The 18,113-nt window shown below is 50.8% G+C and carries 23 protein-coding genes; 3 read left to right on the top strand and 20 right to left on the bottom strand.

Annotated features, from left to right (window positions below):
- Positions 1 to 10: 10 nt before the first annotated feature.
- Genes sctC through OSH01_RS03190 form a run of 20 tightly spaced genes read right to left on the bottom strand, consistent with a single transcriptional unit; the run spans position 11 to position 15,059 of the window.
- Complete coding sequence (gene sctC / locus OSH01_RS03285; protein ID WP_290459106.1) at positions 11 to 1,831, bottom strand: type III secretion system outer membrane ring subunit SctC; 1,821 nt, start codon at positions 1,829 to 1,831, stop codon at positions 11 to 13.
- Positions 1,812 to 2,879 carry a type III secretion system export apparatus subunit SctU gene (sctU, locus tag OSH01_RS03280; protein WP_266122612.1) on the bottom strand — a complete coding sequence of 356 codons (1,068 nt, stop codon included), beginning with the start codon at positions 2,877 to 2,879 and terminating at the stop codon, positions 1,812 to 1,814. Before sctU ends, sctC begins: the two co-directional genes overlap by 20 nt.
- Positions 2,876 to 3,676, bottom strand: coding sequence for a type III secretion system export apparatus subunit SctT (gene sctT, locus OSH01_RS03275; protein ID WP_266122611.1), 801 nt, complete (start codon positions 3,674 to 3,676; stop codon positions 2,876 to 2,878). Before sctT ends, sctU begins: the two co-directional genes overlap by 4 nt.
- 10 nt (positions 3,677 to 3,686) lie before the next feature.
- The gene (gene sctS / locus OSH01_RS03270; RefSeq protein WP_266122610.1) at positions 3,687 to 3,950 is read right to left on the bottom strand and encodes a type III secretion system export apparatus subunit SctS; all 264 of its coding nucleotides are present in this window, start codon (positions 3,948 to 3,950) and stop codon (positions 3,687 to 3,689) included.
- 23 nt (positions 3,951 to 3,973) lie between these two features.
- Positions 3,974 to 4,642, bottom strand: coding sequence for a type III secretion system export apparatus subunit SctR (sctR, locus tag OSH01_RS03265; protein ID WP_266122609.1), 669 nt, complete (start codon positions 4,640 to 4,642; stop codon positions 3,974 to 3,976).
- Positions 4,639 to 5,757, bottom strand: a complete 1,119-nt coding sequence (sctQ, locus tag OSH01_RS03260) for a type III secretion system cytoplasmic ring protein SctQ (RefSeq protein WP_266122608.1) — start codon at positions 5,755 to 5,757, stop codon at positions 4,639 to 4,641. The genes sctR and sctQ overlap by 4 nt, the downstream gene beginning before the upstream one ends.
- Positions 5,758 to 5,761: 4 nt before the next feature.
- Positions 5,762 to 6,364, bottom strand: a complete 603-nt coding sequence (locus tag OSH01_RS03255; RefSeq protein ID WP_266122607.1) for a hypothetical protein — start codon at positions 6,362 to 6,364, stop codon at positions 5,762 to 5,764.
- A complete protein-coding gene (gene sctO / locus OSH01_RS03250) occupies positions 6,361 to 6,867 on the bottom strand; it encodes a type III secretion system stalk subunit SctO (RefSeq protein ID WP_266122606.1) in 507 nt (168 codons plus the stop codon). Before sctO ends, OSH01_RS03255 begins: the two co-directional genes overlap by 4 nt.
- Complete coding sequence (gene sctN / locus OSH01_RS03245) at positions 6,864 to 8,201, bottom strand: type III secretion system ATPase SctN (protein ID WP_266122605.1); 1,338 nt, start codon at positions 8,199 to 8,201, stop codon at positions 6,864 to 6,866. The genes sctO and sctN overlap by 4 nt, the downstream gene beginning before the upstream one ends.
- Before the next feature lie 2 nt (positions 8,202 to 8,203).
- Positions 8,204 to 8,842 carry an HrpE/YscL family type III secretion apparatus protein gene (locus tag OSH01_RS03240; protein ID WP_266122604.1) on the bottom strand — a complete coding sequence of 213 codons (639 nt, stop codon included), beginning with the start codon at positions 8,840 to 8,842 and terminating at the stop codon, positions 8,204 to 8,206.
- Positions 8,843 to 8,847: 5 nt separating this feature from the next.
- Entirely contained in the window at positions 8,848 to 9,465 is a 618-nt protein-coding gene (locus OSH01_RS03235; RefSeq protein WP_266122603.1) for a SctK family type III secretion system sorting platform protein, read from the bottom strand.
- Positions 9,462 to 10,244, bottom strand: a complete 783-nt coding sequence (gene sctJ, locus OSH01_RS03230) for a type III secretion system inner membrane ring lipoprotein SctJ (RefSeq protein ID WP_266122602.1) — start codon at positions 10,242 to 10,244, stop codon at positions 9,462 to 9,464. Before sctJ ends, OSH01_RS03235 begins: the two co-directional genes overlap by 4 nt.
- Entirely contained in the window at positions 10,241 to 10,666 is a 426-nt protein-coding gene (gene sctI, locus OSH01_RS03225; RefSeq protein WP_266122601.1) for a type III secretion system inner rod subunit SctI, read from the bottom strand. The genes sctJ and sctI overlap by 4 nt, the downstream gene beginning before the upstream one ends.
- Entirely contained in the window at positions 10,663 to 11,181 is a 519-nt protein-coding gene (locus OSH01_RS03220; protein WP_266122600.1) for a tetratricopeptide repeat protein, read from the bottom strand. The genes sctI and OSH01_RS03220 overlap by 4 nt, the downstream gene beginning before the upstream one ends.
- The gene (locus OSH01_RS03215) at positions 11,178 to 11,666 is read right to left on the bottom strand and encodes a tetratricopeptide repeat protein (protein WP_266122599.1); all 489 of its coding nucleotides are present in this window, start codon (positions 11,664 to 11,666) and stop codon (positions 11,178 to 11,180) included. The genes OSH01_RS03220 and OSH01_RS03215 overlap by 4 nt, the downstream gene beginning before the upstream one ends.
- A 14-nt stretch (positions 11,667 to 11,680) precedes the next feature.
- Positions 11,681 to 12,865, bottom strand: a complete 1,185-nt coding sequence (gene sctE / locus OSH01_RS03210; RefSeq protein WP_266122598.1) for a type III secretion system translocon subunit SctE — start codon at positions 12,863 to 12,865, stop codon at positions 11,681 to 11,683.
- Positions 12,866 to 12,896: 31 nt separating this feature from the next.
- Positions 12,897 to 13,637 carry a hypothetical protein gene (locus tag OSH01_RS03205; protein ID WP_266122597.1) on the bottom strand — a complete coding sequence of 247 codons (741 nt, stop codon included), beginning with the start codon at positions 13,635 to 13,637 and terminating at the stop codon, positions 12,897 to 12,899.
- Between the two features lie 21 nt (positions 13,638 to 13,658).
- Positions 13,659 to 14,171: a SycD/LcrH family type III secretion system chaperone gene (locus OSH01_RS03200; RefSeq protein WP_266122596.1), complete on the bottom strand. Its 513-nt coding sequence runs from the start codon at positions 14,169 to 14,171 to the stop codon at positions 13,659 to 13,661.
- Between the two features lie 15 nt (positions 14,172 to 14,186).
- The gene (locus OSH01_RS03195; RefSeq protein WP_266122595.1) at positions 14,187 to 14,720 is read right to left on the bottom strand and encodes a hypothetical protein; all 534 of its coding nucleotides are present in this window, start codon (positions 14,718 to 14,720) and stop codon (positions 14,187 to 14,189) included.
- Between the two features lie 33 nt (positions 14,721 to 14,753).
- Complete coding sequence (locus tag OSH01_RS03190) at positions 14,754 to 15,059, bottom strand: hypothetical protein (RefSeq protein ID WP_266122594.1); 306 nt, start codon at positions 15,057 to 15,059, stop codon at positions 14,754 to 14,756.
- A 202-nt stretch (positions 15,060 to 15,261) separates the two neighbouring features.
- Here OSH01_RS03190 and sctX point away from each other — a divergent pair, with 202 nt between their 5' ends.
- Genes sctX through sctV form a run of 3 tightly spaced genes read left to right on the top strand, consistent with a single transcriptional unit; the run spans position 15,262 to position 18,092 of the window.
- Positions 15,262 to 15,633: a type III secretion apparatus assembly protein SctX gene (gene sctX, locus OSH01_RS03185; protein ID WP_266122593.1), complete on the top strand. Its 372-nt coding sequence runs from the start codon at positions 15,262 to 15,264 to the stop codon at positions 15,631 to 15,633.
- Between the two features lie 11 nt (positions 15,634 to 15,644).
- Positions 15,645 to 16,007 (top strand): hypothetical protein, encoded by a 363-nt coding sequence (locus OSH01_RS03180; RefSeq protein ID WP_266122592.1) that lies wholly within the window; start codon positions 15,645 to 15,647, stop codon positions 16,005 to 16,007.
- A 3-nt stretch (positions 16,008 to 16,010) separates the two neighbouring features.
- Positions 16,011 to 18,092, top strand: a complete 2,082-nt coding sequence (sctV, locus tag OSH01_RS03175; RefSeq protein WP_266122591.1) for a type III secretion system export apparatus subunit SctV — start codon at positions 16,011 to 16,013, stop codon at positions 18,090 to 18,092.
- Positions 18,093 to 18,113 lie beyond the last annotated feature (21 nt).

Raw genomic sequence — 18,113 nt, 5'->3', positions numbered from 1 at the left:
CTAGCTGTATTCAGTCTGACGCCCACTTGGGCTTTTTGTCATAGGCAGTCAGTTTTACCGACGGGGCAATGTGCAACTGTTGCAACCTACGACGCTGAATTTCTCGGTCTGCTTCGTCTTGGCTAAAGCGTTGTTGCGCTTCGATGGTATCCATATCAGGGCGGGTAATGCGAGCCCCATCAATAGAAACGATGCGTGGACGTATTAAGAACAAACGCTCACGTCGCTGCCAGCTTTTTGAGCGACTGGAAAACAATATACCTAAGCCAGGAATGTCACCCAACAAAGGGACCTTATCCACGCGCTCTGACTCTTGGCTGGTGTTGTAGCCCCCAATGAGCAGTGTTTGCGTATCGGAAACGATGGCGAGCGTACTAACATTGCTTTTACGCACGGTCGGTAGATTGTCAATTTTACGCTCTTCTTGAATCTGACCATCTTCGATATCAATGGCTAACTCTACTTGGGACTCATTGGTACCCCGTATATAGCGGGGAGTCACGCGCAACGACGTGCCGACGATGACAGGGGTGACCTCAGCCACGCGTTCACCCCGAGTTTGAATATAAAACGTTTCGGATAGATCTATCATGGCACCAAGATTGTCGGTGGTTAGGATAGAGGGCTGTGACAGAATTTGGGCATCTCCTCTACCTTCTAACGCACGTAAACGGGCGACCAAGTTATTACCCACACTCAAACCAATCAGCCCTGGCGTGGCTCCTGCTCCTGCGCTGAGCGGCAAGCCGGAAGAGGGTGATAGCCCCATATTGCCATAACCGAAACTGGTATTGCCCGAGCGCGCACCCCAGGTTACCCCAAGTTCGCCGACCACCTCAGCATTCACATCAACGATCATCGCTTCGATCTCAATCAATGTACTGGGTACATCAAGCTGGGCAATAAGCTGGCGATATAAAGGGATGCGGCTAGGAATATCTTGCACGATAATTGCATTTAAGCGTGCATCGGATTGTATCGATGGTTCGCGTTGGCGACGATTCAGTGAGCGGGCGGCGGTTGGAGCCGCCGCTACTTTTTGAGTGTCCGCGGTGTCTTCGGCCTGATCTTTCGAGGGTGGAGCAACGGTGGTTAGCGCCTGCTCACCAGAGTTCGTACCTGACATAAGGCCCCGCAATATGCTGGCGACACCGGGAGTGGTAATTTGTGTGTCGCGGTAACTGACGCTGCGATCGTTTACCGAAGCGTGCCGTAACTTGAATACCGCTACCTCTTGTCCGCTCTCACCTTTGGGCAAGGCGGCTACTGTGCGCTTGACCAGAGCAACATACGAAGGGGGCCCGGATACCAAGGCCAGCCCTTGTTCTGGCAGCTCTCCCCAGCCAAAGCGTGGGTCTAAAACGCCCATTTGTGTAAGGGCTTGCCGCAAGTCAGCGATGGAGCCATCAGGTAACTCGATGCTTTCTGTACTTTGCTCATTGGCTGGGCTGATGTAAAGCGTGCCTGCGTGTACATACCAGTTAAAGCCATATACACCGCCTAAACGATTTAAAAATTCGGTAGGGGTGGCAGTATTAAAGCTACCGTTAACCAAGGCATTGAGCTTGGGACTAATACGTAGCGCAAGGCTAAAGCCGGCGGCGAATTCGCCCAGCACTGTATTCAGCGTTTCATCTTGTGCGTAATAGGTATAGTTGGCATTCGGCCAAGGCGTCTGTTGGGCGTGGGCCGTCGAGCCCAAGGCTAAGGAAAGCCCGAGTCCTATACTTAGTTTAGTTAAGGATAAGGTGAGGGGCGTAGTGAGAGTTTTCATACGTGCGGCCAAAGAGGCCTGGCTACGTACAGGACGTTTAGCGTGTGGGTGGCTCATAGCTGTAGGTCGGTTCTAGTTCACGCAGTAGCTTTAACACTTCAGCAACTGCTTCAATAAGGGGTTCAGGAATGTATTGTTCAAGTTCACCCTGGGCAATCAGGGCGCGAGTTAATGGCACATCGCGCATAATAGGTATCTGATGAGCGCTTGCTATTTTGATCATTTGCTGTGCTACGTGGCCTTGCCCCATCGCTAAAATAAGGGGCAAGGGAGTTTCCTCTTCCTGGTAGTACAAAGCCACCGCATAGTGGGTAGGGTTTGTTAGCAGCACAGAGGCTTTACTGGTTTGTGCAGCATTCGATTGCATGCTCATTTCTTGGTGTAATTGTTTGCGCTTACTTTTAATGTAGGGGTCACCTTCCATTTCTTTATATTCTTGCTTGACCTCTTGTTTGCTCATCATCAGGCCACGCCGATACTGAAAGCGTTGCCAAGCAAGGTCGGCGACAGCAATTACGGTATAACCCAATGCCACATTAATCAGCAGTACTTTTAAAAGGCTGCCTAGCGCTACCTCAAGGCCTGCGATACCACTGTGCGGGATGCGTGCCAATTGCGGTAGGGCATCACGTATGACTAAAAAAACCAGTACAAAAAGCAGGGTGATTTTTAATACCGACTTCAGGAATTCCATTAAGCTTTTCTTGGAGAAAATATTCTTTAAGTTCTCCACAACATTAAGTTTTTTGCCTGAGGGTTTGAGCTTTTCAAAGGCTAATACAATGCCAACCTGCAGAAACTCAGCAAAAAAGCCGATAATCAAGGTAATTAATAAAAAGGGTAAAGCTAGCCACACCGCCTCGCGTAGCACTTCTTGCAGTACTAACGGCCAAGCATGCTCGAACTCCATATGCAAAGCGCGTGTAGGGGCTAGTATCAAGCGACTGAAGCCATCTGTGATGTTGCTACTGTTGAGCCATAAATAGCCCAGTAAAGCGATCACTAATAATGTTTGGGTAAAGTCTTTACTATGAGAAATATTGCCCTGTTTGCGCGCATCACGTAGCTTCTTGTGGGTGGGCTGTTCTGTTTTTTGTCCACTCATGGCGCCCTCCACCCGGAGTCGTAAAGAGGCAGTATGTCCTCATAGGCGGTGAATAACTGGGCACCATATTCGAATAAAGCGGGCGCGTAGATAATCATGATCAACACTGCCAAGGCACTTTTTATGGGCATGGCCAAGAAAAACACCTGCAGTTGGGGGGCAAAGCGGTTCACTAGCCCTAGTCCGAGTTCGGCTAACAGCATGGCAATCATGGCGGGTGCTGCAAATAGCACGGTGAGCTGCATCATGCGATTGAACTGTTGTAGCAGTAAAGGCAGTTGTTGGGGGTGTAAGCGTGGATAGAACTCATGGATGCCCCAGATCAGATAGCTGTCATACAGTATCGAAAGCATCAGCGTTAGCCCGCCGCTGAGCATGAAAAAAACCATAAAGGCTTGATTCAGCAATACGGCTAAAGGCGATGCTTCATTGCCCGTAGCGGGGTTGAAACTGGCACTAATGCTGGCACCGCGCTGGGTATCGATAATATTGCCCATGAATTCAAAAATCCAAAAGGGAAACACGAAAAGAAACCCAAGCGCAAAGCCAATAAATACTTCCTTCACGAGAAGCACCACTAAGCCTAGCCCTTGCACCTCAAGCAAGGCCTGTTGTTGTGTCAGAAAAGGGACGAGAACGAGCCCTAACGCTGCACAAATGGCGTAGCGTAAAAGTCCTGGTAGCAATTGCCGGCTGAAGATAGGCAATAAGGCGCATGCGGCTATTATCCGGGGCTGGCTTAGGGCCAGCGTCTGGAGAAAAGCATGAATATCCGCAAACTGTGCGCCGTTAATCATATCTGTACGCTCAGATAGTGTGGAGGAGGTCGAAAATGGACAGCGCGTAGTTGTACAGCTCTCCTCCTAGCCAGCGTGCTGTCAGCAAGATAGTGATGAACACAGCGATCATCTTGATGGCAAACGAGAGCGTTTGCTCCTGAATTTGGGTTAAGGCCTGAAACAGTGAAAATAGCGTACCCACGATGGCTGCGACAGCGATCGGCGGCAGTGATAGCCAAAGCACTAAATAAAGGGCCTGAGACAAATAGGAGGAAATGTCGGCAGCTTGCATATTAGTAGCGCCGTTGGCAATGATTAGGCATAAGACAGCACCAGTCCTTGTATAAGACGGCTCCAGCCATCGACCATAACAAAGAGAAAAAGTTTGAACGGCAGCGAAATCGTTACCGGCGAGACCATCATCATGCCCAGAGCGAGTAAAATATTGGACACAATAAGGTCAATAATGACAAACGGCAGGTAAAGTAAAAAACCTATTTTGAAGGCTGAGGTCAGCTCAGTGACCAAGAAAGCGGGTACTAGTACCAATAAATTATCGGGTTTTAGCTGTGCAGCTGCCTCGGGGCCCCAGAGTAAATGTGCGCTACGCATGAAAAAATCGCGGTGCTGCATATCGCTATGGCGCAGCATAAAAGCTTTAAGCGGTTCTATTCCTTGCGCTAAACCGTCAAGTAATGATTGTAAAGCCATCCCTTGGCCTGTTTGTGCCGACGATTGAGCCGCCAGTTGCAGTTGCTGAGCAATATCGGTGAAGACTGGCCCCATCACGTACGCAGATAGAATTAAAGCCAACGCATATAAGGCCATGTTGGGGGGCGCTTGTTGCACCCCCAAGGCATTTCTAACCAGCATAAGCACCACGGCGATTTTAATAAATGACGTGGTTAAAATCGCCGCGATAGGTAACAGCGCTAGCAGTGCTAATGCACCGGCTAAACTGATAGGGTCAAAATTAGGATTCATGGCTCGGTGGTCAGGCGCGATATTTGTACACCTACTCGCCCGTCTATATTGATGAGCGCGCCATAAGCGACCAGTAACTGGTTAGCGCGTATGTGCACCACGCCGTCACTCAGAGGACGCTCTAAATCAAAGACTTGGCCCACTTGTAGGTTTTGTAATTCACTTAAGGTAAAGCGGCGCTCACCCAAGTCAAAACTAAGCTGCACGGGTAACTCACCTAGTGCCGCAACGGGCGGCTCGGAACCGCTGTGATCAGTGGCTTTCCGCTCAAGATCCGCATCATCTGGTGTTGACTCAGGAGTAAAGTGATCAGTAGGCGAGGTTGACGAGGTGCTCATGAGTGAGGTCCATCCTTGGGTAATTAAATAGCGCGAGTTTTCGACTCGAACGCGCAGGCTAAGTGGGCTTGCTGTATCTAACCAAAGCTCCCCCTCCGTAGAGACCAGATACTCGTCCAAAACAATGACATCGCCCACCTGCAGGGAGTGCAATTGTTGGAACGAGATGTTGGTTCGACCCAAGCGCGCGCGTATAGGTACGCTGATGCAAGGCAAGGGCCTAATTTTTGGAGTAGGGGTAAACATGTCGGGCCACGTGTTGGCCATATTGCGCAAAGCAAGGTCGGAGAACTGTACTAAGCCATACAGTACGGCGCCTCCGGGCTTGGGTTCAATTTGTAGTTGCCAGTTATACGCCGTGCGGCTTAGTTGCCAACCTTGCTCTAGACGATGTTGTTGTACGCGTAGAGGCAGATTGTGAGTATCGCTGCTGGGTGGTGTCATTAGCTGCGCCAGCATAATTTCTAGCGCGGCATTGATCAGGGCTGCAGGCACCGTCTGGAACTGAGCCTGCGGAACAAGTTGTTCTAAGCAAAGGCGTACAACGCTTTGCGGCAGTTGTAGCACTAAGGGCAGCTCATTCCAGAGCAGATCGATGTAAATAACGGCGCCAGTCAGAGCCGGCTCGGCGTCGCAGGGCCGGCATTCGCAGTGCCAAGGTTGTTCGCCCCAGTGCACCGTGAAGGCGTGGCTGCGAGCCAGTAGCGTGTTCCACGCCTCTACACTGTCCGAGGGCAACTGTTTTAGGTAGGGAGCAATCGCGTCGTAGTGAGGCATGCGGTTACACCTTGACGGGTTGTGCGAGGGACTCATGCAGACGCAGATCGCCAGGGTCGTCGGTTTGCACTTGCACAAGCACATCCCGGTGCAGGCGGTTCGCCAGTGTTTGTGCCAAGCGCTCAACCTGCCGGTCGAGTTGTCTGCGCACAGGCTCTACGGCACAGCTAAAGCATACCAACACACGCCCCTCGATCTCTTGCAGGCGTATTGACACGCCTGGTAAGAGCTCTTGTCGTACTAGCAGATTCAGCTCAGCTTGCGGTGCAGCGGGAGCCAGATACAGACGTTCCACCTGTTGCAATAGCTGCTCTTGAACGGCAGGGCTTAATGAGGCCGCAGGAGCGTACTCTACTCGCGCGGGCAGGCTGAGCATCGTTATTGGTTGCGCCGCACTCTGGGGTTGACGTTCATCTGGCTCAGCGTGGTGTTTTTTTTGTTCTGGAGTGGACGTTTGCTCTTTTTGTGCAGGGGGCTGCATCGCCTGCTGAAAAGCGTCCTGCTCTGCTTTTAGGGCCAGAGGTAAGGCAGCGGTGCCATCTTTAGGCTTGAGCGTGTAGTCGGCACGTTGATGGGCAATGTTGGGGGGGGGAGTAGGGGAGATCATGCCAGCTCTACCTCATCGTGATTAGTCCATTCGTCGGAGTCGCGCCGTAGGGTAGCGACTTCTTCCAGCTCTAACTCTTCTTGGCGATCGGATTCGTGCAGTGCTGCATTAAAACGCGCTTGTGCAAGCTCGACAAACTTTTCGCAGTGACGTTGGCTTTCTTGGTGGAGGGCACGCTGACGGTTATAGCTGTCTTGTGCCTGTTGCTGTGCCTGCTCGGCTTGTTCTTGTTGCTGACGCAGTTCATCTTGCTGTATTCGTAGGTGGGCAACGCAGGCAAGCGTGTAGTCTAGATCAGGGGCCTTAACTACGTTCTGATAAAGTTGAGCATACAGTTGACGCTCCTTTTCCTGAGCATAGGCGCTAAAGTCCACCAGCGCCTGTATGCATTGCTGGGTATGCATTTGGGCCTGTTCTAACCGATGCATGTATTGCTGCAATTGCTGCGCCGCACGTTGCTCACGGTAGCGCTTAATAGCGAGTAATTCGTGAAAAATAGTCATGGCGTTTTACTCAACGAAATTAGGGCATCAAGCGTGTCAGAAAACGGGGTAAAGTCAGTGGTCTCTTGGCGTAGGAATTGCCGGATGGCATCGATTTTGCTAATTGCCTCGTCAATTAAGGCGTCACCACCGTGCTTGTACTCACCGATACGCAATAGCAGCTCTACCTCATCGTATTTAGCCATCAGCTCGCGCACTCGCCCAGCCGCCAATTTGTGTTCGGGCGAGGCAATCGCACTCATGACCCGGCTGGTAGAGGCCAAAATATCAATAGCGGGGTAATGGTTAGCGGCAGCCAGTTTGCGCGATAGCACAATGTGGCCATCCAAAATGGAGCGTGTTTCATCAGCGATGGGCTCGGTCATGTCATCGCCCTCGACCAATACCGTGTAAAGTGCGGTAATCGAGCCATGCTCGTTCATGCCCACACGTTCCATCAGTTTGGGTAAAGTAGCAAAGACTGACGGCGGGTAACCCCGACGCGTAGGAGGTTCGCCAGCGGCCAAGCCAATTTCACGCTGCGCTCGTGCAAAGCGGGTAACCGAGTCCATCAAGAACAGCACTTTCATGCCTTGGTCTCTGAAGTACTCGGCGATGGCCGTGGCGACGTAAGCAGCTTTAGCGCGCTCCATCGAGGAGCGGTCGCTGGTGGCGCACACAATGACACTTTTACGCCTGCCCTCAGGCCCTAGCTCACGCTCTAGAAATTCACGTACCTCACGGCCGCGCTCGCCAATCAGGGCCACGACCGTAACGTCTACCGCAGCGCCTTTAACCAGCATGCCCATCAGGGTGGACTTACCACCACCTGCAGCGGCAAAAATCCCCATCCTTTGCCCTTCACCGCAAGTCAATAAGCCATCTAAGGCTCGCACGCGTAGCTCTAGGGGCTGATCAATAATGCGTCGTTTTAACGGATCGGGCGCCTCGGCAAACACAGGGTAAAACTTGCTGGCTTCTAAGGGGCCGTGGGTATCCGTATCAATGGGCCGCCCTAAGCCATCCAAAACGCGCCCTAATAAGCCCATGCCTACGGGCACGCGGTGAGCACTGCCTGTGGGGATGACTTCGGTGGCGGAGGAGATGCCGTACATATCGCCTAAAGGGGTTAGCAAAGCGGCATCGCGAGCAAAGCCTACTACTTCGGCGCGCATTTCAAAGTCTTCGCCCGGGTTACGCAGTATGCATACCTCGCCTATTTTTACCGCAGGGACGACGGCTTTGATAATGGTGCCCACCACCTGAGTCACTCGGCCTTTAATGCGTAGAGTGGGCGTATCGTTAAGTGCAAGCTCCATCATATCGGTGATGTAGCTGAACTGATTTTTCCCCATGATTACACGCGGCTCCCTAAGATGCGCTCGAATGCACTACGCAAAGCGCCCAGTTGAGCATGTAAATCTGCCTCTATCATGCCAATTTCGCTTTCAATAATGCAGGCATTCGGTGCTACGCGTGAGTCGGGAGTGACATCGATATAACCGACAATGGGGAAGGCCGCCAAGAGCTCGTCCATTCTTTGGCTTACCAGCTTGGTTTGCGTCGGGTGTAGCCTTAACACCAATTGCTTTTGATTGCGCACGGCAGTCAGTGCGTTACGAGTCACTGCCATTACCTTTTCTTCATCATCGAAATCGTTGATGATTTTTTCTACGGAAGACATCACCAGCGTTACAATTTCTTGCTCAAAGTTGGCAAGGTAATCCACCGTACGGCCTACCGTTTCAATAATTTTTTCTGACTGCTGTAGGCGTGCCTCTAGGCTGCCATCCTCATAGCCGCGCTGTTTTTCTTGTTCATAGACTTGCACGGCTTGGGCGCGGATCTCGTCGGCCTCTTGTTGGCTTAAGGTAAGTAGCTCTTGGGCATCACACCAAGCGGCATAATCTTCTCGGCGTATTATTTTGCTTTCACTAGGGCAGCGCCTGCTGAGTGTTTCGGGTTGCAGCGCATTGCGAGGATAAAGAAAACTCATCAGGCTTAACTCTCGATGTGGGCCAAGCATGTGGCACGAATCAGCGTAGGGTCTGGCAAACCTGCCCAAGGCTCTGTGTGGGGCAGTTTTAAACGTAAACGTTCTATCAAGCCCGCGCCGCCATCGTGGCAGGCATGCAATAAGGCAGCACGGCCCAGAGGCTGGTAAAAATCTTCCACTTTTTCAGCGTCCCACGTTTGCGCCGGCAAATACGCTAAATCGCTGTGCTCTAGTCGAGCCTGTTGGACATACTGAGCATGGGCACCATTGAGCAAGCGTTGTATATCTTGGGCTTGAATGAATTGTTTTATGCGCTGTTGACATAGTTGCAAACCTAGCCAAGCACATAGTTGCTCTAAAGTGTGCCTGTCTAGTAAGGCTAACTGCAACGGAGGGTTAGGTAAACAAGGGCTAATGCTAGGCTCTAGTTGCAATTGGTGCAAAATATCGTGCGACCAGTGGCGATGCACGATAGCCGGTTCTGGGCTAAGCGCTAACAGATGCTGCCAGTGGCCCTGAGGGTCTAGCCGTGGTAAGTGGCTGGGATGTAGGTCTAAGCTAGGCAGTAAGGTAAACGTGCTGTATTGTCCCAGCCATAGCACGTTAGGGGTAGAGTGCTTCATGGCCGTTCGCTGCTAGGGGCCTTGCTGGCGGCTTTGTTGCGGCGCTCCAGCCACAGTTTATGGCCCAGTACACCACTACTAGCCAAGCTTATCAGCAACAAAATGATGACCGCCGTAATAAGGCCTGTGTCCTGCGCACTAAACCAGGTGGCCGTATCGGTGGTGCTACCAGGATTAGCTCCATTGCTCATGCCGTTAGCAGGCTGAGCAGGAATCAGCACCACGCTGACTTGGCTTTCTTGAAGGCCGGGGATGCTGTGGGTGACCAACTTGCGAATTTGAGGTTGTAAGGCATCAAGCGTGTAGTCGCGACGGTGCTTAATAAACACGGCCGCGGTAGACGGCTGGGCGGTTTCTCCTAGGCTCGCGCGTTCGGGTAGCACGACATGGACGCGTGCCACCAGTACTCCATCCATTTGGCTGAGCGTATTGGAGAGCTCTTGAGACAAGGCATACAGATAGCGAGCCCGTTCTTCTAAGGGCGATGAGACTAAGCCTTCTTTGCGAAAGACGGCTCCCATACCGTCAAAGCGCTCTCTGGGTAAGCCTTGTGAACGTAGTATTTCTAAGGCGCGTGCAGTCTGTGTCGGATTCACATTGATGCTCACTCCGTCTTTGGTGACTTGTCGTGTCGCCGTGACACCGCCTGTCAGTAAAACGGATAACACCTCATTACTTTCGGCATCCGACATATTGCTGAGCAGGTTGACGTTCTGTGTGCAGCCAGCCAGCCCTATTACTACCAGACAAAAAAGAGTAAAAAACCAGCGTTTTATCATTGCATCTTTACCATTGAGTCTACGTTTTGCGTGGCCTTGGAGACGGCTTTACTGATCAGTTCGTAATGCACGGATACTTGCAGCAGTTGCGCCTGGGTGTGGAGTAAATGGCTGACGTTGGGCTTGGCGGCAGTATGAGCGGTATTCAGGTTATTCGTAATATGTTGCCATTGCGTTTGCAAATCACCTGAGGTGTGTTGCAACTTGCCTAAAATTTGCTCACCTAAATTAAGAATGGACTTAGGCGTCTCAGGGTTGGTTGGTACGGCAGCCAAGCCAGGTGTGAAACTTGCGCTATCGGCTTGCATCACCGCATTAAAACGTTCAATTTGAGCAGTGCTGGGGGTAGCGGGTAAGCCGGGTACCGTTTGCGGTTCAATAGCAGGCGCGACAGCAACGTTTAAGGGTATAGGAAGTGTCATAGAGGCCTCTGTGTGGGTGGTAAGGCACTGTTTGGCTCATGCAGAGCATGGGATGGGGTGGCTCGAGAAGGCGCAAGCAGCCCCCTAGCTAATTGTTGTAGCGGTTCGTTTTCTGACAGCGTTGAGGAGGCTATAAACTGCTGCAGTATGAGCTGTGCAGCGTGCGGTGAACCGGCCTGTTGCAGGGCAAAACCTAACCATACCTGGAGTTGTTCGTGTTCTTGGGGGGCGGTTAAGGTGGTAGCTTGTAACAGTGTGACAGCGTGCTGAGCCAAACGTTGATTTAAGTAGGTGACGGCCAAGCCAATAAAAGGAAAAGCTTTTTGCGGCCTAAGTTTGCTTAAGCCTAAAAAAATGTGTTCAGCTTGGGTGAAATGCCCTTGTCCGGCCGCTAGAAATCCGATTTCTGTCAGGGTGCGTATCTCGTGCTCTTGAAACACCAAAGCCGTCTGCTCAGAGACGGCTGTTTTTAAGGGGGCAGGAACCCCGCCTAGGCGGGGAGAGGGTTCGGTCATGCGCAGTCGCCTTGTAAAAGTTGCCGCATGGCAAGCACTTTGGGTAGCCAAGCCGGCGCTGCGCTTTGTTGCTGAGCAATTTGCACTAAGTTATCCAGAGTAGCTAGGGCTTGATCTAGTTGTTCGCTGGCTAGCTGACACTCTACCAAACCTATGGCTGACTCATAGTGTTCCGGAAACAAGGCCCAAACCAAAGCATATATATTGCCAGCCTCTAAGTATAGTTCTTGCTGCTGTAAGCATAGCGCGAAACCACATAAATAATGCTGGCGAGTAGGCCCATACAAACACAGTAGTGAAAACAAAGGCAATGCTTGTTCGTACTGCTGTTGCGCCACCTGGGCATAAGCCAAGGCGTACAACACCTCCAACTGCTCATCACTTAGCCTTTGGGCTGAGGGAAGCGCTTCAAGCTTGTGGCGTAAAGTTTCGCTGACTTGTTGGCGAATGCTGTCCAGATTAGACGTTGAATTGTGCTGTTCCATGGCTGACTCCTGATTTAAACCGTAGGGGCTGTGCGCAAATTGCTAGAGACTTGTTCCATGCTGTCGCTAGAGTCATTCAGCATGCGCATCAAAATTTGAGCGGTCTCTTCAATTTGCTTGATGAGTTTTTGTATCGCCTCTTGGTTTTCTTCCAAGGCTTGTTGTAAGGCTACGGCGATTGCTGAGAGCGCCTGTTTGGCAGATTGCGCCGACATAGCTTTAAAGTCACCTACGTTTTTTAAGACGTCGTTAGTGATGTTAACGGCTACAGGGACAAGAGCCTTAGTAAGGTCGCCGATAGTCTTCATTATGCCTTGAGCAGCCTTAGATACGTTAGCGGATGCAATGCTCATCACTAATCCTATCGTTAGGGATGCCACGGCAGTGATAACAGTTTCGATAATCGCCAGTTTTTCTTTATCTACGCCCGCCAAATCGCAAATGCCACCGATTAAGTCTGTTAATAAGCTAGGCTCGACTAACAAAGCGCTCATGGTAAGAGTAGCCAGCGCACCCGTAATGACACGGGCCACTTTACTAGCAGTCTCTTCAGACACACCTAAGGCGGCTAACACGCTGGTGACCAACTTACTGACCATTTGCCCAAGGCTGAAACCGTCTTTACCGGCTTCTTTGCATGCCTGATCCACAATGCCGATACCAGCGGCAATTAAGCCTGCACCAGCCAGTAGCATCAAGGGGGAGGCTGCACCAGCCGTAGCGGCGGTGACAGCAACAGCCGCTACGGCAGCGACCAGAGCCAGGATTTTACCTGCCCAGCCCAGAATACGTTGTAGCAAGCTAGGTTTAGCGGTGCTTTTTTCCACCCACTCATTAATTTTTTCCATTTGAGCTTCATGGTTTTTCTGCAGCTCTGTTTCTTTGGTTTCAAGTTCAGCTTGAGCGCCTTGCAACTGGCTTTGCTGCGTTTTTTCTTGCAGAGTGCGCAGCAGGGCCACCATTTCGTCCGCAGAAAAAGAGCGGGTCGCGGGCGGGAGCTCGGGCGCGTTATCGGCTTTGTCGTTGCTGCTGGCGCTGCTGTAAAAGGATTGCGCAATAGTGGCGAGTTCTTTCAGCAGGCTGGGTACATTTAACCCAATCGAGCCTGAGGCTTTAGTGCTTTGAGCTTGTGTGCTGGGTGCATCATTGTTATTGATGGTTTGACCAAGCGCAGCGGTAGAGTTTTGAATACTAGTCATGGTAGAGATTCCGTTTCAAAATGGGTGAGGCTTAAACTTGGCTGGCTAGGCCACTGTTTGCTTTTTGGCGTGACTGCATAATATCCACAAGTTTTTCGCCGACGTCTTTCAAGGCTTTTTTAGCTTCTGCCGTAACACGATTGAGTTGTGCCCGTAACTGCTCTTGCTCTTGAGCGGTAGCGCTATCGCTCATCTGAGCTTTTATTTGCTTTGCCGCGACCAAGCCGCCAACAAGATTGGGAAGCAGCGTGCCTATGGTTTTGCCTATCTCAATCTTTCCGTGATGCTTGCTATCTAGGGCAGCAGTAAGGGCACCCGCTATGGCACTGACAGCAGAGGTGATAATGCTGGCGACCAGCTGCGTAATGGCCGCTTTATCCATTTTGGCCGCAGCATCCAGCTCTAGATTGACTTGTTTTGTCGTTTGAGCGCGCTGGGTTTCCGTTGAGCTTTTGCTCAATTGCTCGGCCAAATCTTTGAATAAAGCCAGTAACGCAAAAATATCGGTAGAGATTGTCTTGCTCAGGTCAGCAACAGCTGTTTGTGTTTCGCTCGTCTCCTCAGCATTCTGCAAAGAGGGTGCGGGCAACTGTATGCTTGAGCTTTGCTGGCTCAGACGTAGGGCTGCTTGCATATCTGCTTGGCTGACATCGGCTTTTTGGGCACTGGCTCCGACCTTGGCTGCGGTGGCGGTTTGCGCGTCTTGCAGGGCTGCATGCTCAGGAGTCGTAGTAAGACCTGATGCGGCGGAGTTTAAGGAGGTGATATTCATGGGATAGTTCTCCAGTGAAGCTTATTGTATTGAGTCGTGCTGGCTTGCCTCGGCGTGGCGTTGGCGTAGCAACGCTAAAATGGCACGCGACTTAGCGGTATAACCATGTTGGTCTTCTGGATCCATTTCTATGGCTAACTCTAAGGTGTCAATGGCATCATCAATGCGAGCTAGGGCAACTAAACACTCACTGCTATGAAATAGCGGGGAGGGGTCGTCAAGGCGTAGCACGGCTAAGGTGGTGTAATGTTGCAAGGCGTCTTCATAGCGTTCCAACATTTGTGCGGTGTTAGCCAGTGCTTGCACATTGCGCTCGTTCAGATGGTCGGTCATCGCCAACAGAGAAAAGGCTTTAAAGGCTTCGTTGTAGCGTCCTTGCTCGTATAGACCATGACCAAGCTGATAAAGGGCGTCACTTTCGTCTGTACTGATATTAACCAGTTGTCCTAGGTTCCCCCCTTGTTGTAGAACGTGTTGTAGGTGCTGAATTTGCTGTTGTAGCTGATCGGTATTAATAGAGGCTGTTTGTGTCATGTTAAAACTCCTGAATTAACGCATATTGGCAATGATAGAGTTACGGCTATCTTGCATTTTCTTCACGAAGTTGGTCATTACATCAAAGGCTTCGTTGCGCTTACTAGATAGGGATTGCAGACGCAACATATCCATTTGCTGGGTATTGTTGGCTTTATCCACGGCGTTTTTGGTTTCCTGTAACATGGTTTCCAACTGACCTTTAGTGGTGTCGCCGCTGATAGTTGTGTCAATGCCTGCTGCTTTTAGCTTTTCATTGATGTCTTTGATGGCTGTGTTCAAATTACCTTTGTAGACATCTTTAAGCTTTTTGTCTGCCTTGGCATCGGAGCCGAAGTGTTGCAATAGTTCATTGATTCCAGTTTGCACTTCGGCTAACTTGGCGATTTGCTCGTTGCGAGCCTGAACTTCTTCCATTTGTTGCATCAACTGCTCGTCAAGCAATTGCACGCGCTCTGTTTGAACAGCCAGTAAGGCTGTTTCTATATCCATGTTGCGTAAGTCCATGCCGGAACTGGCGATAGGGCTGGTTGTAGGGATCGTATTCATGGTGTGCTCCTGTGTACGCAATTGCAGTTAAATTTAAGCAATGTGGTTGATATTGAAGTGGCTCGTTAAGGGGGCGGGCGATTGGGCAAACGCTAACCGGGCGCTTTCTTCGGCAACTTCTTGCTCTACATCGCGTAAATCTGTGTCAAGCTGGGTTTGTATTTGTGCCTTTGCTTGCTCATTCAATGCCTGCTCAAGCAATTGACCGGTTTTTTCAGGATTAAACCCTTCAGCGGTATAAAATTCGTGCAGGCTTTGGTGCTCGCTCTGAATTTTTTGAATCAGGGCTTGGGCAGCTAGAATCGTTGCTTCTGATTGGTTGGTAGTGGCTTGAGACACATTAGCTCCTGTGTGTAGACGTTGAGTGAAGTCCGCTTTTCGGGCTTACGAGGATTAAGTAACCGGCTCTCGCTCAGGGTTCCGTTTTTTATTATTTGTTTTTTAGGGAACTGTTCGGGCCCTGCGGTTACTCATTGTTTTTCTTCATAATGCTGTAGCGTCTTTTATATAGCTTGCGGCCCACTGCCTTTCTGGAGCGTTTATGTCAGCTGTTTCTGTCCTTCGCCCAGACTCCTATACGGAGCTGGCTTATTCGGCTACGTCGGACTCTAACGCGAATACGCCAGCTAACAAGCCATCTAAGTCGTCCTTGTTTACGCCAGAGACTGGCCCAGCGACTAGGCCTAGTCTTGATGCTTTTCTTGAGCAAGCTCTGGCTCCCGAGTTGTCTATCACTTACTCTCCAGCACAGGCGCTTGAGGCCTTGGCGCACGTACAACAAAGTTTTATTATTCACGCACAAGAACAGCCTGATTCGGCTCTGATACTTAACCGTGCTGCCAGAGTGCTGGCTGATGAGCTAGATTTGCGCCAGCTTATTGCCATGTATCGTGGCGCCTTGTTGCAAGGTTAGGGTGCGCCGATATGTCTCTATCTATTGATGCTGTCCACTTATTAGATACCTTAATTCAAACGTATTTAAGCAACCAGCAGCCGGATAAAGCCTTGGCCTTATTGCGTGCCCAGCAAGTCTATGGCCCGTTAAGCGTAAGGCGTCGCCTTGTGTTGGCGCAGTCGCAAATACGGTGTGGGTTAGCGTCGCAAGCGCTGGAAACGCTAGACCAGGTACTGGCCCAGTCACCTCAGGCTCAGTTGCTGTTGGCGTGTTACCTCTTGCGTGCGACGGCCCTACAGGAAGTAGGACTAGAAGCTCAAGCCGTGCAGGCCATGCAAGATTACGTGCAACTGCGTAGTACCAGTCGGGTAGATCAAAAGGAACAACAATAAGCTATGCAAGTTATATTGCGCACCGTAGGTTGGTTGACAAGTCGTAACGACATTTTCTTGGCATTTTTAATCGTCGCGATTATTTTCATGATGATTCTGCCTTTGCCTACGGCATTGGTGGACGTGTTGATTGGCGCCAATATGACCTTATCGGCCATTTTGTTAATGGTGGCCATGTATTTGCCTTCACCTTTGGCATTCTCTTCCTTCCCTTCAGTCTTATTGGTCACCACATTATTTCGTTTGGGCATCTCTATTGCCACCACCCGTCTTATTTTGCTGCAAGCTGACGCCGGGCACATTATTGAGACTTTCGGTAATTTTGTGGTGGGTGGCAACCTAGTCGTTGGCTTGGTGGTCTTTTTGATCTTGACCATCGTGCAGTTTATTGTGATTACCAAAGGTGCGGAGCGGGTGGCTGAAGTAGCGGCCCGGTTCTCACTCGATGCGATGCCCGGCAAGCAAATGGCTATTGATGCTGACTTGCGTGCCGGTGCGGTCGACATGGAAGAGGCGCGTGAGCGTCGCTCGTTAATCGAAAAAGAAAGTCAGTTGTACGGCGCCATGGATGGCGCCATGAAGTTTGTTAAAGGCGATGCAATTGCCGGCTTGATTATCGTGGCCGTTAACTTGTTGGGCGGTATCATTATCGGCACCATGCAACGTGGTATGACGGCGGGCGAGTCCGTACAGGTATATTCCATTCTGACCATCGGTGATGGCTTGGTGTCTCAAATACCTGCCTTATTTATTGCCATCTGTGCGGGCATTATCGTTACCCGAGTGCAAACGGGAAAGGAAGCTTCTAACGTCGGTAAAGATATCGGTGCTCAGGTGCTGGCGCAGCCTAAAGCTTTATTGATTGCGGCAGCGATTGCGGTCGGGATGGGCTTAATACCAGGCATGCCTACATTGACCTTTTTAATACTGGGAAGTGTTGTAGGGGTAGTGGGCTTTGTGTTAGTGCGTGCGGGCAACAAGCAAAGTAAAACTGCTCAGGGCGGTGGCACTAGTGACAGGGCGCCAGGGCAGGAACAAACTGCGCAACCAGAAGAGGCGGTGTTTGCTCCCGCTTTACCTATATTGTTGGACTTAGCGGGTAATTTTCGCGACTCTATCGATGCCGCCGAGTTGGGCGCCGAGCTTAGTTTGCTACGCAAAGCATTGTACTTAGAGCTGGGCGTGCCTTATCCCGATATTCACCTGCGCTTTAACGATAGCTTGGCCCAAGGCACTTATAGTCTCTTAGTCTATGAGGTTCCTATTACTCAGGGCTATATAAAGCCTGAGTGCGTGCTGGTGCGTGACAAACCACAAAATTTACGTAATTTACAGCTCTCGTTTGTGGAAGGGGCTCCAATCTGGTCAAGAGATCCCTGCCTGTGGGTACAGTCTGAATGGCAGGACACCTTGCAAGCGGCAGGCCTGACCTATCTGACCCAGATACAAGTTATGAGCTGGCATGTCCGCTTGGCATTGCTCAAACAAGCGGCAGATTTCATGGATATTCAAGAGGTCCGCTTTCTGCTCAATGGCATGGAAAGTGATTTCCCTGACTTAGTGAAAGAAGCACTGCGGGTCATGCCAGTGCAGAAAATGGCAGAAATCATGCAGCGTCTGGTGGCAGAAAACATTTCCGTGCGTGACTTACGGAATGTGCTGGGCGCTTTGACCGAATGGGGGCAAAAGGAAAAAGACACGGTACTGCTTACGGACTACGTGCGCGTGTCGTTGAAGCGTTACATTAGCCATAAGTACGCAAGCGGACAAAATATATTACCGGCCTATTTGCTGTCGCCTGCCTTAGAAGATCTAATCCGTGGCGCCATACGACAAACAGCGGTGGGCAGCTATTTGGCCTTGGATCCTGACATGAATCGCAAAGTGCTCGATAGCATCAAGAAGGCGGTAGGAAAATTGACGCCCGGGCATAATCCCGTACTATTAACGTCCATGGACATACGGCGCTATGTCAGAAAAATGATTGAAGCTGATTTGTATGAGCTATCAGTGCTTTCATACCAAGAGTTGACATTGGAGGTCAATGTGCAACCCTTAGCGCGTATTGAGTTGCCGCTGGCATAGTGCTTTTTTCTTGGCTGTTGT

This window comes from Alcaligenes endophyticus, assembly GCF_026344035.1.
In the GTDB taxonomy this organism is placed as follows: Bacteria; Pseudomonadota; Gammaproteobacteria; order Burkholderiales; family Burkholderiaceae_B; genus Alcaligenes; species Alcaligenes endophyticus.
This window is presented reverse-complemented; position numbering and strand designations above follow the sequence as displayed.

Coding starts and splice junctions, on each gene's coding strand:
- sctN (WP_266122605.1), bottom strand. CDS start 8,201: ATGGGGAAAAATCAGTTCAGCTACATCACCGATATGATGGAGCTTGCA.
- OSH01_RS03240 (WP_266122604.1), bottom strand. CDS start 8,842: ATGAGTTTTCTTTATCCTCGCAATGCGCTGCAACCCGAAACACTCAGC.
- sctO (WP_266122606.1), bottom strand. CDS start 6,867: ATGACTATTTTTCACGAATTACTCGCTATTAAGCGCTACCGTGAGCAA.
- sctC (WP_290459106.1), bottom strand. CDS start 1,831: ATGAGCCACCCACACGCTAAACGTCCTGTACGTAGCCAGGCCTCTTTG.
- OSH01_RS03180 (WP_266122592.1), top strand. CDS start 15,645: ATGTCTCTATCTATTGATGCTGTCCACTTATTAGATACCTTAATTCAA.
- OSH01_RS03255 (WP_266122607.1), bottom strand. CDS start 6,364: ATGATCTCCCCTACTCCCCCCCCCAACATTGCCCATCAACGTGCCGAC.
- sctI (WP_266122601.1), bottom strand. CDS start 10,666: ATGACACTTCCTATACCCTTAAACGTTGCTGTCGCGCCTGCTATTGAA.
- OSH01_RS03205 (WP_266122597.1), bottom strand. CDS start 13,637: ATGAATATCACCTCCTTAAACTCCGCCGCATCAGGTCTTACTACGACT.
- sctQ (WP_266122608.1), bottom strand. CDS start 5,757: ATGCCTCACTACGACGCGATTGCTCCCTACCTAAAACAGTTGCCCTCG.
- sctS (WP_266122610.1), bottom strand. CDS start 3,950: ATGCAAGCTGCCGACATTTCCTCCTATTTGTCTCAGGCCCTTTATTTA.
- sctE (WP_266122598.1), bottom strand. CDS start 12,865: ATGACTAGTATTCAAAACTCTACCGCTGCGCTTGGTCAAACCATCAAT.
- sctV (WP_266122591.1), top strand. CDS start 16,011: ATGCAAGTTATATTGCGCACCGTAGGTTGGTTGACAAGTCGTAACGAC.
- OSH01_RS03235 (WP_266122603.1), bottom strand. CDS start 9,465: ATGAAGCACTCTACCCCTAACGTGCTATGGCTGGGACAATACAGCACG.
- sctT (WP_266122611.1), bottom strand. CDS start 3,676: ATGATTAACGGCGCACAGTTTGCGGATATTCATGCTTTTCTCCAGACG.
- sctX (WP_266122593.1), top strand. CDS start 15,262: ATGTCAGCTGTTTCTGTCCTTCGCCCAGACTCCTATACGGAGCTGGCT.
- OSH01_RS03195 (WP_266122595.1), bottom strand. CDS start 14,720: ATGAATACGATCCCTACAACCAGCCCTATCGCCAGTTCCGGCATGGAC.
- sctU (WP_266122612.1), bottom strand. CDS start 2,879: ATGAGTGGACAAAAAACAGAACAGCCCACCCACAAGAAGCTACGTGAT.
- sctJ (WP_266122602.1), bottom strand. CDS start 10,244: ATGATAAAACGCTGGTTTTTTACTCTTTTTTGTCTGGTAGTAATAGGG.
- OSH01_RS03200 (WP_266122596.1), bottom strand. CDS start 14,171: ATGACACAAACAGCCTCTATTAATACCGATCAGCTACAACAGCAAATT.
- OSH01_RS03215 (WP_266122599.1), bottom strand. CDS start 11,666: ATGGAACAGCACAATTCAACGTCTAATCTGGACAGCATTCGCCAACAA.
- OSH01_RS03220 (WP_266122600.1), bottom strand. CDS start 11,181: ATGACCGAACCCTCTCCCCGCCTAGGCGGGGTTCCTGCCCCCTTAAAA.
- sctR (WP_266122609.1), bottom strand. CDS start 4,642: ATGAATCCTAATTTTGACCCTATCAGTTTAGCCGGTGCATTAGCACTG.